Genomic DNA, 14056 nt, shown 5'->3' with positions numbered 1-14056 from the left:
TGGAATCGATTACACGGCGGGGCGGCAAGGGGGAGGGAGTGGCTGAAATCCAATCGTGACCCTCGCGAAGGGTCAGCCGGTGTCCGCATCCGTGTCCGCGGGCTCGGCCTCCGGCAGCGCCGGGCGCTCGGTCGGATAGAGCCCGGCGGCGAAGCCGTACACCAGGTCGCCGGTGCGCGGGAGCTGCGCGTAGTCGTTGGCGAGGTCCAGGACCCGCGTCCAGAATTCGAGGGCCTGCTCCCGGGGGATCCGTACGTACCGCACGATCGAGGAGAGCTGGTCCGCCTCGTGTGCGGCGACCGACTCGGCCGCGGCGGTGGCGAGATCGTTGGCGCAGTAGGGCGCCGTTGCCCCGTCCTCGGCCGGGCTGACCCTGCCGACGCGGAAGATGCGCGCGGTACGGCCGTAGTAGCGCTCCTCGATGGCCCGTACCCGGCGGGTCCGCACCACCTTCAGCAGCTCGGCGTCCATCAGCACGCTCACGTGGTGCGCGACCGTGCTCTTGGGACGGTCGAGCGCGGCGGCCAGTTCGGTCACGGTGGCGGCGCGTTCGAGGAGCAGTTCCAGGATGGCGTCGCGCAGCGGGCCGGCCAGCGCGCGGAGCTGGGCCGGGGCGGTCACGACCGTGAGGTCGGCGAGGTCGTAATCGGGGAGACGGGTATTGTTCGACACTCCTCGATTATTCTAGACTTCCGGATCATTCGCCACCGGCAGGTGGCCTCGCAGGCAAACCCGCACGTAGGGAGTCCGGGCATGGCAGAGGTCGTACTGTTTCACCACGCGCAGGGGCTGACCCCCGGGGTCGCCGCTTTCGCCGACGAACTCCGGGCGGCCGGCCACACCGTCCACACGCCCGACCTCTTCGAGGGCCGCACCTTCGGCTCCCTTGAGGAGGGTCTCGAAGAGGTCGAGCGGATCGGCTTCGGCGAACTCACCGAGCGCGGTGTCCGCGCGGCCGAACCGCTGCCACGGGACGCCGTCTACGCCGGTTTCTCGCTCGGCGTGCTGCCCGCCCAGAAGCTGGCGCAGACGCGGGCGGGCGCACGGGGCGCGCTCCTGTTCCACTCCTGCGTCCCGGTCTCGGAGTTCGGCGCGGCCTGGCCCGGCGAGGTGCCGGTGCAGGTCCACGCGATGGAAGCCGACCCGTTCTTCGCCGAGGACGCCGACGCCGCCCACGCCCTCGTCGCCGGCCACGCCGACGCGGAGCTGTTCCTGTACCCCGGCGACCGGCACCTCTTCGCGGACAGCTCGCTGCCGGACCACGACCCGGACGCCGCCAAGCTCCTCACCCGGCGGGCGGTCGACTTCCTCGACGCCCGGACATGACGCGCGCCGAGATACGCGACGGCGCGCTCCTGCTCCTCGTCGCCCTCATGGAGGGCTCCCTGATCGCCGACGGGAAGCTTCCCCCGGCCTGGGCGATCACGGTGTCCGCCCTCTACCTGGTCTTCCTGGCGGCCTACGTGCGCGGTCTCGTCCGCCGCCGCGCAAAGAGTTGATCATTACATGCTGTTTACACGACCAAGGAAGATCGTTTGCCGTCGCGAGCGCGCCTAGGCTCGCCATTCGGTCTTCCAACGGGGGAGGCCGTGAAAGGAACCGCACAACCTATGCAGCACAACGGGGTTGCCCGGCGCACCGCTGGTGTCGTCGCGGCTGGTGTCGTCGTCGCGTGTCTGTCCGCCGTCCCGGCCGACGCCGCCACCGCGAAGAGCACGAAGTGCCCTTCCACGACGTACACGATCGACAGCAAGAAGAACTACTTCATCAAGTCCTGGTGGAACGGCACCCACCTCAAGGACGGCCCGGGCGGCACCATCACGGTGAGCGTCACCAAGTCCGGCACGCTCTCTGCGACCGCCTCCGCCAGCACCGACGTCAGCGTCAAGGCGATCGTCGCGAAGGCGAAGGTGTCGGTCAGCGCGTCGGTCACGGCGAGCGTGAGCGTGACCGTCGGCCACCAGTTCTCGCACGACATCACCAAGGGCAAGTACGGCAACGCCCAGTACGGCTCCTGGGGTTACAAGGTCGCCTTCACCAAGAAGAAGGTCAGCTACAACGGTTACGGCTACTGCTCGACCCACACCTCGCACGGCACGGCGATCCTGCCGACCACGGCGACGGGGTGGAAGTACTGGGAGACGAAGAGCTGACGAGAGCTGACGCCAGGGTCCGGTCGTCCGGCCGCCCGGCGGGTGACGGCGTGCGATAGCTTGCCCGCCATGACCGGACTCGGACCCGTCGCCTGGCCGCCCGTCCCGATCAGGACGGACCGGCTCGTGCTTCGCGAGTCCGCCGCCCGGGACCGGGCGGCGTTCGTCGAGCTGTTCGCCTCGCCGGAGGTGGGCGCCTACACAGGCGGCCCCCGGCCGCGCGAGGAGCTCGAACGGGCGGTGCCCGAGGTGCCCGGGCGGCGCCCCGGCTGTTTCGTGGTCGATCTCGACGGGGCGATGATCGGCATGGTCACGCTGGACCGGCGCGATGCCGCGCGTCCGGGTGCCGGGGAGGCCGAACTCGGCTATCTGTTCCTGCCCGGGGCATGGGGCCACGGCTACGCCGCCGAGGCGTGTGCGGCGGTGCTCGACTGGTGCGCGGGTGAACTCCCCGGCGAGCCGGTGGTGCTCTGCACCCAGACCGCCAATGACCGTGCCATGCGCCTCGCGTTGAAGCTGGGCTTCACCGAGGCGGCACGGTTCGAGGAGTTCGGCGCCGAGCAGTGGTTCGGTGTACGACCCTCACCAGCGCACCGCCCCGAAGTCGACCGGCCGGGGCCGGAGTCGACCGGTACGGACCGCCAACTGCCGTAGCCGCGCGGTCATCTCCTCGTGGGGCAGACGGCGCCGGTCCCCGTGCCCCGGCAGCAGCCACTCGAAGCGCAGCCGGCCGGCGGCCCGGGTCAGGGACGCGGCCAGTTCGCGGACGGAGAACCAGGTGACGCTGTCGGCCACCTCCAGGTCCGCCGTCGTACGGGACCAGTAGAAGCTGTCGCCGCTGAAGCAGTACCGGTCGTCGGCGAGGTAGAGCACGCTGCCCCGGGTGTGACCGGGGAAGGGGAGGGCGAGGACGCCGTCCGCGATCTCGGCCGGTTCGGTGCCGCGCAGCACCCGGTCGGCGTCCGGGGCGGCGTCGAGGTCGCCCTCGTGGACCCAGAGCCGGGCGTGGAAGCGGTCGGCGTACCGGCGGCCGTGCGCGGCGTGGTCGCGGTGGGTGAGCAGGACGTCGGTGACCGGGCCGGGCGCCTCGTAGCGGGTGGCGAGGGCGGGGCTCCAGCGCGGGGTGTCCACCATCATCGACGTGCCGTCGGGGCGGTGGAGGAGGTATGAGTTGGCGCCGGCCGTGTGCGGGGAGTTGTGCCCGCACAGCCGCACGGTGTCGTCCAGGGCGAGCGGAAAGGGGTCCCGGGCCGCGTCCAGCCGGCCGCCCGGGGGACGGACGGACCGGGAGGGGCAGGCGTGCGCGGCCGCGTGTAAGAGCCCGGCCTCCGTGGCGTCGCGCGGCTGGCGCAGTACGACCGAGCGTCCGCCTGCCTCACCGATCAACCCCGGTGCGAGCTGCCGCGCCACATCGCAGTTCGTGCAGCGCCCGTCCACCTGCCAGCCGTGTCCGACCTGTTCGTTTCCCATGGTGGGTCCGTCCCCTTCCGCTGCCCGCGCCGCTTTCCATACCGGCGGTCACCTCAGGGGTAGCCCGGGCGGTACGGAAAGCGGAAGGGGGTCAGGACCTGGTGCTTACGGCAGGGGGCTGCTCTGCCGGGCGGCGGCCTACATCGGCTTCGGCTTGAAGACCGCGAAGACGGCGCCCTGCGGGTCGGCGACCACGGACATGCGGCCGGCCATCATCTCGAACGGCGGGGCGAACACGGTGCCGTTCCGCTTGACCAGCGCGTCCACGGTGGAGTCGACGTCGTCGACGGCGAAGTAGGTCAGCCAGTGCGGCGGGGTGCCGGGCCGGTCGTCGCCGAGGCGGGCGGCACCGCCGACGCCCCGGTCGCCGACGTTCAGCGACCAGTAGTTCCCGCCGGCGCCCTCCATCGGCTGGATCTCGATGCCGAAGGCCTCGCCGTAGAAGCCGGTGGCGGCGAGTACGTCGCTGGTGTTCAGCTCGTTCCAGATCAGCGCGCCCGGCTCGTTGACCAGCCCCGCGCCGTGGAAGTCACCCGGCTGCCACACCCCGAACACCGCGCCCTGCGGGTCGGCGGCGATCAGCATCCGGCCGAGGGCGCCGACGTCCATCACCGGGGCCAGCAGGGTGCCGCCGGCCGAGACGATCGTGTCCTGGGTGGCCTGTGCGTCGGTGCTGGCCAGGTAGGTGGTCCACACGGTCGGCGGCTCCGGCTGCCCCTCGGGGGCCATGGCCGCGCCGATGCCGGCCACCGGCTTGCCGTGCAGCGTGCAGACGGCGTAGCCGCCGAACTCGGCCTCGCCGACCGAGCCCTCCCAGCCGAACAGGTCACGGTAGAAGTCCAGCGCCGCCTGCTGGTCCTTCGCCATCAGATCGACCCAGCACGGGGTGCCGGTCGGGTACGGAGCAGTGATCTCGGGCATGTCCAGGTCTCCCCTGCGCGCGGTGAAGTCCCCCGCCGCCCACCATCACCGCCCGCGGCGGATTCCGCCACCCGAGGGGAGCGGGTTGTGACGGGGTCGGGTCACCGTCGTACGGACGGGCGTGTGGACGGGCGCGTGGACGGCTGCGTGGACATCTGCGTGGACATCTGCGTGGACGGCAGCCCCAGCCGCCCCCGGGTCGCGCCCAGCACGACGGCCGCCGCCAGCACCGAGGCGAGCAGGAAGGCGTGGCCGGTGTCCTCGACCGTGGCGTGCGGGAACATGTCCGTCCAGGCCAGGGAGAAGTAGTTGTTGACGCTGGTGTGCAGCAGCATGACCAGCGGCATGCTCTCGCGGGAGCGGTTGAAGACCCAGGTCATCACGTAGCTGAAGGCGAGCGTGGTGGCCATGAACTCCAGCGGCCGCGTCGGGCTCACATGCGGCCCGCCGCCCCACTCCGTGAGGAACAGCGGCAGGTGCCAGGCGCCCCACAGCAGCCCGACGACGAGGGTGGCGACCGGCGGACCGTACCGGCGCTGCATGTGCGGCATCGCGAACTCGCGCCAGCCCGGCTCCTCCGCGAGCCCGGTGGTGACCATCTGGATGATCAGCCCCGGCAGGTACGCGGCGAGCACGGCGGCCCGCGGCAGCACCGGGTCCTGGTCGGTCAGCGCGGCCGAGGCGACGGTCAGCGCGGCGGGCACGGACACCGCCACGACCAGGAACCACCGCCACCGCACCCGCAGCCGCGTCATCCGCCCCCGCCACGCCCGCAGCCCGGCCCGCCCCTCCGTCATCCCGATGACGAACAGCGCCGACCCGATCGGCCCGAGATACGCACCCGGCAGCACCCCCAGCAACTGACTCCCGGCGGCCCCACCGGGAAAGCTCCAGCCCCACACCCCCACCCCGTTCCCGCCCAGGATGTACGGCGTCCACGCCAGCCAGCTCAGCCCCATCGCCAGCGAGAAGAACCAGGTCAGCGGAGCGCGGCGGATACGCGAACGCAGCGGCGCGGACATGCTCCGCACCTGCGGAATACCAGTGATCGTCATGCCCCCAGCACACCAGCGCGGCCCTCGCCGGACATTGCCGCGCACGCCCCGAATCCCGGTACAGCAGGCTGTACCGGGGCCGTCGGGCTACAGCGCGGTGGTGGCGTGCAGGGAGCCGAGCAGGGCCAGGGCCTGGGCGCTCGGGCTGCCGGGTTCGGCCTGGTAGATGACGAGTTGCTGGCCCGGAGCGTCCCGTACGTCGAACGCCTGGTAGGTGAGGGTCAGGGGACCGACGTCCGGGTGGAGGAGGTGTTTGGCGTCCTGGGTCTTGCCGTGGACGGTGTGGGTGTTCCACCAGCGGGTGAAGTCCGCGCTGTGTGCGGTGAGCACGCGGACGAGTTCGCGCAGCCGTGGGTGGTCCGGATCGAGGCCGGCCGCCTGCCGCAGGTGGCCCACGGTGGTCCGGGCCGTCTGGCCCCACCGGGTGTGGAACTGCCGGCCCGCCGGGTCGAGGAAGACCATGCGGGCGAGGTTGTCCGCCTGCTCGAAGGGTGAGTGCAGGGCCTCGGCCAAGGCGTTGCCCGCCAGGATGTCCAGGGTCCGGTTGATGACGAACGCGGGGGCGCCCGGGTAGCCGTCCATCAGCTGGCGCAGGGCGGGGTCGACACGGTCCGTGGTGTGGGCGAACAGATCACTCGGCACCGTCCCGGCCAGCCGGTGCAGGTGTGCGTGGGCGTCGGCGTCCAGCCGCAGGGCGCGGCCGAGCGCGTCGAGGACGGCGGCCGAGGGACGACGTTCACGTCCCTGTTCCAGGCGGGTGTAGTAGTCCACGTTCACGCCCGCCAGCACCGCGACCTCCTCACGGCGCAGACCGGCGACCCTGCGCACGCCGTGGCTCGCCATGTCGACGTCCTCAGGGCGCAGGCCCGCCCGGCGGGCGCGCAGGAACTCTCCCAGGTGGTTGTCGGGCATGTCCCCAGGCTAGGCCGCGCGGCCGGGGCGCTGCCTGGGTGTACCGCACCCAGGCGGCGGACGCCCTGGTCGACCGCCTCCGACCTGCCCAGACTCGGCCGGGCAGACAGATCCGCACCTGTGGACGAGGAGAGGCCGTCATGACCGAGAACACGACGGACGAGGACCGTGCCGACGACGTGGTCGGAATGTGGGTGACCGCCGACGGTCACATCCGCCAGGAGCTGCGGGCGGACGGCCGCTACGACGAGGCCCGGGGCAGCCGGCGCAGCGCCTACACCGGCCGCTACACGGTCACCGGCCGCCATATCGACTACGTCGACGATTCCGGTTTCACCGCGACGGGCGACATCCGCGACGGGGTGCTCCACCACGAGCACCTCGTGCTCTACCGAGAGGAACAGCAGGCATGACAGACGCAGCCAAGGTCGTGGCGGTCACCGGAGCGAGCAGTGGGATCGGCGAGGCGACCGCCCGCCGGCTCGCCGCCGACGGCCACCTCGTGTTCCTCGGAGCGCGGCGCACCGACCGTCTCGAAACGCTGACCGAGGAGATCACCGCCGCGGGCGGCACCGCGGCGTTCCGGCGCCTGGACGTCACGGACGCCGCCGACGTCCGGTCCTTCGTCTCCGCCGCCCGCGAGCGCTACGGCCGTGTGGACGTGGTCGTCAACAACGCCGGCGTGATGCCGCTCTCGCCGCTGGAAGCGTTGAGGACCGACGAGTGGGACCGGATGATCGACGTCAACGTGCGGGGTGTCCTGCACGGAATCGCCGCCGCGCTGCCCGTGATGCGTGCCCAGGGCGGCGGGCACTTCGTGAACATCGCCTCTGTCGGGGCGTACGAGGTCTCGCCCACCGCTGCCGTCTACTGCGCCACCAAGTTCGCGGTCCGCGCGATCTCCGAGGGGCTGCGCCAGGAGTCCACCGGGGACATCCGGGTCACCCTCGTCTCCCCGGGCGTGACCGAGTCCGAACTCGCCGACGGCATCTCCGACCCCGCCGCCCGCGAGGCCATGAAGACCTACCGCGCGGTGGCGCTCCCCGCCTCCGCCGTCGCCGCGGCCATCGCCCACGCCGTCTCCCAGCCACCGCAGGTCGACGTCAACGAGATCGTCGTACGCCCCACCGCGAGCGCCCAGTAACCGGCTCGAGCCCTACGCCGCCGCCGGCTCAGTCCCCGCCCCTCCTCCAGTTCCCCGAGCCGCTGCAACGGCACGGGGGGCTCTGGCGGTTCCGGGTCCGCGTCCCATGGTGAAGTGACCGCCCGGCCGAAGTGCCGGTCGAAGAACCGGACCAAGCTGCCGGCCGAACGTCCGCAAACAGGCATCGATGGCTTTTTCCGGAACCACCATCGACGGCACCCTCGACTTCCGTGGGCGGCGGCACGGTGTACTTCGCCACTCGCGTAAAGGTCCGCCCACGGCGAGGTAAAGCAGGCTACCCACGGGGCAGGCGATCTCGCAGACGAGAAGTCAAGGGTCTGCGCGGTGCTGAAAAGCGTGACGCGAGGCCACTGTCTCCGCGGGAAATCACGGTAGCCGACCTGAAATTGTTCTGATCTTTCGCAGAAGTGAATGATGTCCTTGGTTGTACCTGTTTATTCTGTCAACTCTCCGATTCGCGTGATCTTTCTTCTTGACCTTGGGCCTTATTTTGCTGTTCACTTACTGTGAAGCATCGCTACCGGGGGGCAACGATGAAAGTCCTCGCGTGGCACATGTCACGCCCCTGGCCTGGCCTGTTGCTACGGCTGCCACCTAAGGGCGTCGCGCCGTCAACGATATGAGACGCGACGCGGTGCAAACGGGCGCCAGGTGCTCATGTAGAGACCGAAATCAAAGGAATAAGCTATGCTCGGTATTCGCAAGGCCTTCACGGTGGCTGGATTGGCAACCGGCGCGCTGGCGCTCGCTCTCGCGGGCAACAATGCCTACGCGGCGGGGTCCGCTTATCTGCTTTATACGACGGATGGCAATCCTGGCGGCTCCCTGGACTGGTATGGCGCATACTCGGGCAGTGTGGAGAAGTGGGTCGTCTGTGACGAGCAGGCTGACGGCTACGCCGCCAAGGGCACTGTGAGTTGGTCCGGTGGCTCGACCACTCTCTACGCCAAGTCGAACGGGGACTGTACCTGGTCTCCGAGTGGTTGGAACTTGGCCGAAGGGACGACGGTCACGCTTAAGGTGTGCCTGAACAACGCGGCGGAGGGCGACCGTTACTGCCACACCGTCACCTCGTCGGCTTGATGGGGGAACTTTCGAGCATTCCCTGTGACGCGTTCGCCGGACATCGCAACCTGGCAAAAACGTCATGATTCTGCCTGGCCAGAATAAAGGGCTCGACCCGTAATGAAGGCGCCCTTCGGCCTGATCCAGGCCGAAGGGCGCCTTCTCCTTGGTCTGTCCGGTCGGTGTCTCCTAGGCAAGGTCACCGGTTGCCCGGTGCAGTGCGGCGCGGAGGCGGTCGCGGACGGCTGTCTGGGCGGCGATGCGTTCGGTGAGGACCGCCAGTCGCTCCGACGCCACCCGGATGCCCTCGCCGGACGGCGGGACCGCCGTCACGTCTCCGTCCAGGCAGGGCAGGAAGACCTGTACGTCGGCCAGGGTGAGCCCGGCCGTCAGGAGGTGGCGGATGTTGCGGACGCGTACCACCGCCCGCTCGTCGTAGACGCGGTAACCGTTGGAGGCCCGCTCGGCGGAGATCAGCCCCGCCTGCTCGTAGTGCCGCAGCGCACGGGCGGTCGTCCCGGTCGCCTCGGCCAGTTCGCCGATCCGCATCCGCTCCTCCTCCCGGACCCGACTCCTATCACGCCACGACCGCCCCGCCGTCGACCGGGAGCACGACCCCGGTGACGAACGACGCGGACGGTGCGGCGAGTTGGGTGATGGCCCAGGCCACCTCCTCCGGTCGGCCGATCCGCCCCAGCGGGGTGTGCGCCAACTGCCAGTCCCGTAGCGCGGCCAGCCGTTCGGGCGTCAGCCCCTGGTGCTCGCCGATCGGGGTGGCGATCGCCCCGGGCGCGACCGCCACCACCCGGACCCCGCGAGGTGCCAGCTCGACCGCCCAGCTGCGGGTCAGCAGCTCCAGCGCGGTCTTGGTCGCCGCGTAGACGGAGTTGCCCGGCCAGGCCCGCTGCCCCACCGACGTACTCACGTTGACGATCACCCCGCCGGACGCCTCCAGGGAGGGCAGCGCGGCCTGGGTCAGCAGGACGGGCGCGATCAGGTTGGTGGCGATCTGCGGCGCGATCAGTTCTGGCGTGAGCGTGCCGAGGGCGCCGCCGCGCACGATGCCGGCGTTGTTGACCAGCACGTCCAGCCGGCCGTACCTCTCCAGCGCGGTCCGGACGATCAGCTCGGGGCCGTCGTCGTCGGTGATGTCGGCGGCCAGCGGGGTGATGCGGTCGTGCCCGGCGGCGGTCTCGTGCAGCGGTTCGGCCCGTCGGCCGACGGCGAGGACGTGGGCGCCCCCGGCGGCGAAGGCGCGGGCGGTGGCCCGGCCGATCCCGGTGCCGGCCCCGGTGACGGCGACGGCGACGATCGTGCTGGTCAGGGGTGCGGTGCTGCTGTCCATGCCGGTCATCGTTCAACCCTGCCGTCGGTGGCAGGGTCAAACGGGCGCCGCTGTCAGACCCCACCGGTACCGTCGGTTCATGGCTGACCAGGCGGGGACCCCCACAGGCGAACGACGACTCGCCACCGTCGAAGGCGTGCTCGAACGCATCACGTATGCCAATGAGGAGAACGGCTACACGGTGGCCCGGGTCGACACGGGCAGAGGTGCCGGTGATCTGCTCACGGTGGTCGGGGCGCTGCTCGGCGCGCAGGTGGGGGAGTCGCTGCGGATGGAGGGGCGGTGGGGGTCGCATCCGCAGTACGGGAAGCAGTTCACCGTCGAGAACTACACGACCGTGCTGCCGGCCACCGTGCAGGGGATGCGGCGTTATCTGGGGTCGGGGCTGGTCAAGGGCATCGGGCCGGTGTTCGCCGACCGGATCACCCAGCACTTCGGGACCGACACCCTGCGGATCATCGAGGAGGAGCCGAAGCGGCTGGTCGAGGTGCCGGGGCTCGGGCCGAAGCGGACGAGGAAGATCGCCGACGCCTGGGAGGAGCAGAAGGCGATCAAGGAGGTCATGCTCTTCCTGCAGACCGTCGAGGTGTCGACGTCGATCGCGGTGCGGATCTACAAGAAGTACGGCGACGCGTCGATCTCCGTGGTGAAGAACCAGCCTTACCGGCTCGCCGCCGATGTGTGGGGCATCGGGTTCCTGACCGCCGACAAGATCGCCCAGTCCGTCGGGATCCCGCACGACAGTCCGGAGCGGGTGAAGGCGGGGCTGCAGTACGCGCTGTCGCAGTCCGCCGACCAGGGGCACTGCTACCTCCCGGAGGAGCGGCTCATCGCGGACGCGGTCAAGCTGCTGCAGGTCGACACCGGTCTCGTCATCGACTGCCTCGCGGAGCTGGCCGCACTGCCGCAGGACGGCGAGGACCCGGGGGTGGTACGCGAGAAACTCCCCGGCCCCACCCCCGACGCCGAACCCGTCACCGCCGTCTACCTCGTCCCCTTCCACCGGGCCGAAGTCGCCCTCGCCGCCCAGCTGTTGCGGCTGCTGCGCACCGGCGACGACCGGATGCCGGTGTTCCGGGACGTCGCCTGGGACAAGGCGCTCGCCTGGCTGAAGGACCGTACGGGCGTGGATCTCGCCCCCGAGCAGGAGGCCGCCGTCCGGCTCGCGCTGACCGAGAAGGTGGCTGTGCTCACCGGCGGGCCGGGCTGCGGCAAGTCGTTCACCGTGCGGTCGATCGTGGAGCTGGCGCGGGCGAAGCGGGCCAAGGTGGTGCTGGCCGCGCCCACCGGCCGGGCCGCCAAGCGGCTCGCCGAGCTGACCGGCGCGGAGGCGTCGACCGTGCACCGGCTGCTGGAACTGAAGCCCGGCGGTGACGCGGCCTACGACCGGGACCGGCCGCTCGACGCCGACCTGGTGGTGGTGGACGAGGCGTCGATGCTGGACCTGTTGCTCGCCAACAAGCTCGTCAAGGCCGTGCCGCCCGGCGCGCACCTGCTCTTCGTGGGCGATGTCGACCAGTTGCCCAGCGTGGGGGCCGGTGAGGTGCTGCGGGACCTGCTCGCCGAGGAGAGCCCCGTCCCCGCCGTCCGGCTCACCCGGGTCTTCCGGCAGGCGCAGCAGTCCGGCGTGGTGACCAACGCGCACCGGATCAACGCGGGACAGCAGCCCGTCACCGACGGCATGAAGGACTTCTTCCTCTTCGTGGAGGACGAGACGGAGGAGGCGGGGAAGTTGACGGTGGACGTCGCCGCCCGGCGGATTCCGGCCAAGTTCGGGCTCGATCCGCGGCGGGACGTGCAGGTGCTCGCGCCCATGCACCGCGGGCCGGCCGGGGCGGGCACGCTCAACGGACTCCTCCAGCAGGCCATCACCCCCGCCCGCCCCGACCTGCCCGAGAAGCGGTTCGGCGGGCGGGTCTTCCGGGTCGGCGACAAGGTCACCCAGATCCGCAACAACTACGAGAAGGGCGAGAACGGCGTCTTCAACGGCACCGTGGGCGTGGTCACCTCGCTCGACCCGGTCGACCAGCGCCTCACCGTGCTGACGGACGAGGACGAGGAAGTGCCGTACGACTTCGACGAACTGGACGAACTGGCCCATGCCTACGCGGTGACCATCCATCGCTCCCAGGGAAGTGAATATCCCGCCGTGGTGATCCCGGTCACCACCGGAGCGTGGATGATGCTCCAGCGGAATCTGCTCTACACGGCCGTCACGCGGGCCAAGCAGCTGGTCGTCCTCGTCGGTTCGCGGAAGGCGATCGGGCAGGCGGTGCGCACGGTGTCCGCAGGCCGGCGCTGTACGGCGCTCGACTTCAGGCTCTCGACGCCACGCATCACAAAAAATGATCGATCAAATGAGTCGTGAAGGTCACAAGGCTCTTCCAGATGGGGAAACAAGGGGGCAGGATGAGCAGGTTGGCGGCACTGAGTGCCGCCGATAGGCCCAATGGTCGACCCCGAGTGCACTCTCCTGAGCCAAATGGGGGATGGTAGAGACAGTCAGGGCACCTCGAAGATGAGGCACTACGTCGGTGAGGGAAGACGTGAGCGACAACTCTGTAGTACTGCGGTACGGCGACGGCGAGTACACCTACCCGGTGGTCGACAGCACCGTCGGCGACAAGGGCTTCGACATCGGGAAGCTCCGGGCGCAGACCGGCCTTGTGACCTTGGACAGCGGCTACGGGAACACCGCTGCCTACAAATCCGCCGTCACCTACCTCGACGGCGAGGCGGGCATCCTCCGGTACCGCGGATACCCCATCGAGCAGCTGGCCGAGCGCTCCACCTTCCTGGAGGTGGCCTACCTGCTGATCAACGGTGAGCTGCCGACCGTGGACGAGCTCACCACGTTCAAGAACGAGATCACGCGGCACACGCTGCTGCACGAGGACGTCAAGAACTTCTACCGGGGCTTCCCGCGCGACGCGCACCCGATGGCCATGCTGTCGTCGGTGGTCTCGGCGCTGTCCACCTTCTACCAGGACAGCCACAACCCGTTCGACGAGAAGCAGCGCGACCTCTCCACCATCCGGCTGCTCGCCAAGCTGCCGACGATCGCCGCGTACGCGTACAAGAAGTCGGTCGGCCACCCGTTCGTCTACCCGCGCAACGACCTCTCCTACGTGGAGAACTTCCTGCGCATGACGTTCTCGGTGCCGGCGCAGGACTACGAGCTGGACCCGGTCGTCGTCTCGGCCCTGGACAAGCTGCTGATCCTGCACGCGGACCACGAGCAGAACTGTTCGACGTCGACGGTCCGCCTGGTCGGCTCCTCGCAGGCGAACATGTTCGCGTCGATCTCCGCCGGTATCTCCGCGCTCTGGGGCCCGCTGCACGGCGGCGCCAACCAGTCCGTCCTGGAGATGCTGGAGGGCATCCAGGCCAACGGCGGCGATGTCGACTCCTTCATCCGCAAGGTGAAGAACAAGGAGGACGGCGTCCGCCTGATGGGCTTCGGCCACCGGGTCTACAAGTCCTTCGACCCGCGCGCCAAGATCATCAAGTCGGCCGCGCACGACGTCCTCTCCGCTCTCGGCAAGTCCGACGAGCTGCTGGACATCGCGCTGAAGCTGGAGGAGCACGCGCTCTCCGACGACTACTTCGTCTCGCGCAACCTCTACCCGAACGTCGACTTCTACACCGGCCTGATCTACCGCGCCATGGGCTTCCCGACCGAGATGTTCACGGTCCTGTTCGCCCTCGGCCGCCTGCCGGGCTGGATCGCCCAGTGGCAGGAAATGATCAAGGAGCCGGGTTCCCGCATCGGCCGTCCGCGCCAGATCTACACGGGCGTCGTCGAGCGCGACTTCGTGCCGGTCGAGGAGCGCTGAACGCGCCGCTAGGCACCCGGGCATAGCAGAAGGCGCCCTGGAGCGCCGGTCCCCCCACGGGCCGGCGACCAGGGCGCCTTCCCGTGTCCCGGTGCGGATTCCCCCCACGGGATCCGGCCGGGCGCTCGGTACGG

16 protein-coding genes are annotated in these 14056 nt (G+C 70.1%); 9 read left to right on the top strand and 7 right to left on the bottom strand.

The features are described from left to right. Positions 1-72: 72 nt before the first annotated feature. Complete coding sequence (locus tag ACGFZS_RS34415) at positions 73-672, bottom strand: ArsR/SmtB family transcription factor (RefSeq protein WP_393798387.1); 600 nt, start codon at positions 670-672, stop codon at positions 73-75. An 81-nt stretch (positions 673-753) separates the two neighbouring features. Here ACGFZS_RS34415 and ACGFZS_RS34410 point away from each other — a divergent pair, with 81 nt between their 5' ends. The 4 genes from ACGFZS_RS34410 to ACGFZS_RS34395 all read left to right on the top strand — a co-directional run bounded on the left by ACGFZS_RS34410 (position 754) and on the right by ACGFZS_RS34395 (position 2807). Continuing rightward, positions 754-1326: a dienelactone hydrolase family protein gene (locus ACGFZS_RS34410; protein ID WP_393798386.1), complete on the top strand. Its 573-nt coding sequence runs from the start codon at positions 754-756 to the stop codon at positions 1324-1326. Beyond that, entirely contained in the window at positions 1323-1499 is a 177-nt protein-coding gene (locus ACGFZS_RS34405; protein ID WP_393798385.1) for a hypothetical protein, read from the top strand. Before ACGFZS_RS34410 ends, ACGFZS_RS34405 begins: the two co-directional genes overlap by 4 nt. Positions 1500-1610: 111 nt before the next feature. Further along, on the top strand, positions 1611-2153 hold the full coding sequence (locus ACGFZS_RS34400) for a hypothetical protein (protein WP_393798384.1): 543 nt from the start codon (positions 1611-1613) through the stop codon (positions 2151-2153). Between the two features lie 69 nt (positions 2154-2222). After that, complete coding sequence (locus ACGFZS_RS34395; protein ID WP_393798383.1) at positions 2223-2807, top strand: GNAT family N-acetyltransferase; 585 nt, start codon at positions 2223-2225, stop codon at positions 2805-2807. Here the strand turns inward: ACGFZS_RS34395 and ACGFZS_RS34390 are convergent. The 4 genes from ACGFZS_RS34390 to ACGFZS_RS34375 form a co-directional block, all read right to left on the bottom strand. After that, entirely contained in the window at positions 2736-3623 is an 888-nt protein-coding gene (locus ACGFZS_RS34390; RefSeq protein WP_393798382.1) for an MBL fold metallo-hydrolase, read from the bottom strand. The genes ACGFZS_RS34395 and ACGFZS_RS34390 overlap by 72 nt on opposite strands. A 138-nt stretch (positions 3624-3761) precedes the next feature. Beyond that, positions 3762-4544, bottom strand: coding sequence for a VOC family protein (locus ACGFZS_RS34385; RefSeq protein WP_393798381.1), 783 nt, complete (start codon positions 4542-4544; stop codon positions 3762-3764). 101 nt (positions 4545-4645) lie between these two features. Next, positions 4646-5599, bottom strand: coding sequence for a CPBP family intramembrane glutamic endopeptidase (locus ACGFZS_RS34380; RefSeq protein ID WP_393798380.1), 954 nt, complete (start codon positions 5597-5599; stop codon positions 4646-4648). Positions 5600-5686: 87 nt separating this feature from the next. Next, complete coding sequence (locus ACGFZS_RS34375) at positions 5687-6511, bottom strand: helix-turn-helix transcriptional regulator (protein WP_393798379.1); 825 nt, start codon at positions 6509-6511, stop codon at positions 5687-5689. 140 nt (positions 6512-6651) lie between these two features. On the opposite strand from ACGFZS_RS34375, the gene ACGFZS_RS34370 reads away from it, so the two are divergent. The 3 genes from ACGFZS_RS34370 (at position 6652) to ACGFZS_RS34360 (ending at position 8759) form a co-directional block, all read left to right on the top strand. After that, entirely contained in the window at positions 6652-6924 is a 273-nt protein-coding gene (locus tag ACGFZS_RS34370; RefSeq protein ID WP_393798378.1) for an Atu4866 domain-containing protein, read from the top strand. Continuing rightward, entirely contained in the window at positions 6921-7655 is a 735-nt protein-coding gene (locus ACGFZS_RS34365) for an SDR family oxidoreductase (protein WP_393798377.1), read from the top strand. Before ACGFZS_RS34370 ends, ACGFZS_RS34365 begins: the two co-directional genes overlap by 4 nt. A gap of 708 nt (positions 7656-8363) precedes the next feature. Then, positions 8364-8759, top strand: coding sequence for a hypothetical protein (locus tag ACGFZS_RS34360; RefSeq protein WP_393798376.1), 396 nt, complete (start codon positions 8364-8366; stop codon positions 8757-8759). A gap of 171 nt (positions 8760-8930) precedes the next feature. Here the strand turns inward: ACGFZS_RS34360 and ACGFZS_RS34355 are convergent, their stop codons facing one another. Both ACGFZS_RS34355 and ACGFZS_RS34350 read right to left on the bottom strand, forming a co-directional pair. Then, positions 8931-9290: a MerR family transcriptional regulator gene (locus ACGFZS_RS34355; RefSeq protein WP_393798375.1), complete on the bottom strand. Its 360-nt coding sequence runs from the start codon at positions 9288-9290 to the stop codon at positions 8931-8933. Between the two features lie 28 nt (positions 9291-9318). After that, positions 9319-10095: an SDR family NAD(P)-dependent oxidoreductase gene (locus ACGFZS_RS34350; protein WP_393798374.1), complete on the bottom strand. Its 777-nt coding sequence runs from the start codon at positions 10093-10095 to the stop codon at positions 9319-9321. Between the two features lie 70 nt (positions 10096-10165). Here ACGFZS_RS34350 and ACGFZS_RS34345 point away from each other — a divergent pair, with 70 nt between their 5' ends. After that, the gene (locus ACGFZS_RS34345) at positions 10166-12454 is read left to right on the top strand and encodes an ATP-dependent RecD-like DNA helicase (protein WP_393798373.1); all 2289 of its coding nucleotides are present in this window, start codon (positions 10166-10168) and stop codon (positions 12452-12454) included. Between the two features lie 178 nt (positions 12455-12632). Then, a complete protein-coding gene (locus ACGFZS_RS34340; protein ID WP_365682336.1) occupies positions 12633-13922 on the top strand; it encodes a citrate synthase in 1290 nt (429 codons plus the stop codon). The last annotated feature ends 134 nt before the right edge of the window (positions 13923-14056 follow it).

This window comes from Streptomyces sp. NPDC048288, assembly GCF_043201555.1.
In the GTDB taxonomy this organism is placed as follows: Bacteria; Actinomycetota; Actinomycetes; order Streptomycetales; family Streptomycetaceae; genus Streptomyces.
Note: the sequence above shows the minus strand (reverse complement) of the source record. Positions and strands in the feature narration are given on the sequence as shown.

Excerpts from the sequence above, each read along its gene's own strand:
- ACGFZS_RS34410 (WP_393798386.1), top strand. The coding sequence starts at position 754 with ATGGCAGAGGTCGTACTGTTTCACCACGCGCAGGGGCTGACCCCCGGG.
- ACGFZS_RS34405 (WP_393798385.1), top strand. The coding sequence starts at position 1,323 with ATGACGCGCGCCGAGATACGCGACGGCGCGCTCCTGCTCCTCGTCGCC.
- ACGFZS_RS34400 (WP_393798384.1), top strand. The coding sequence starts at position 1,611 with ATGCAGCACAACGGGGTTGCCCGGCGCACCGCTGGTGTCGTCGCGGCT.
- ACGFZS_RS34395 (WP_393798383.1), top strand. The coding sequence starts at position 2,223 with ATGACCGGACTCGGACCCGTCGCCTGGCCGCCCGTCCCGATCAGGACG.
- ACGFZS_RS34390 (WP_393798382.1), bottom strand. The coding sequence starts at position 3,623 with ATGGGAAACGAACAGGTCGGACACGGCTGGCAGGTGGACGGGCGCTGC.
- ACGFZS_RS34385 (WP_393798381.1), bottom strand. The coding sequence starts at position 4,544 with ATGCCCGAGATCACTGCTCCGTACCCGACCGGCACCCCGTGCTGGGTC.
- ACGFZS_RS34380 (WP_393798380.1), bottom strand. The coding sequence starts at position 5,599 with ATGACGATCACTGGTATTCCGCAGGTGCGGAGCATGTCCGCGCCGCTG.
- ACGFZS_RS34375 (WP_393798379.1), bottom strand. The coding sequence starts at position 6,511 with ATGCCCGACAACCACCTGGGAGAGTTCCTGCGCGCCCGCCGGGCGGGC.
- ACGFZS_RS34370 (WP_393798378.1), top strand. The coding sequence starts at position 6,652 with ATGACCGAGAACACGACGGACGAGGACCGTGCCGACGACGTGGTCGGA.
- ACGFZS_RS34365 (WP_393798377.1), top strand. The coding sequence starts at position 6,921 with ATGACAGACGCAGCCAAGGTCGTGGCGGTCACCGGAGCGAGCAGTGGG.
- ACGFZS_RS34360 (WP_393798376.1), top strand. The coding sequence starts at position 8,364 with ATGCTCGGTATTCGCAAGGCCTTCACGGTGGCTGGATTGGCAACCGGC.
- ACGFZS_RS34355 (WP_393798375.1), bottom strand. The coding sequence starts at position 9,290 with ATGCGGATCGGCGAACTGGCCGAGGCGACCGGGACGACCGCCCGTGCG.
- ACGFZS_RS34350 (WP_393798374.1), bottom strand. The coding sequence starts at position 10,095 with ATGACCGGCATGGACAGCAGCACCGCACCCCTGACCAGCACGATCGTC.
- ACGFZS_RS34345 (WP_393798373.1), top strand. The coding sequence starts at position 10,166 with ATGGCTGACCAGGCGGGGACCCCCACAGGCGAACGACGACTCGCCACC.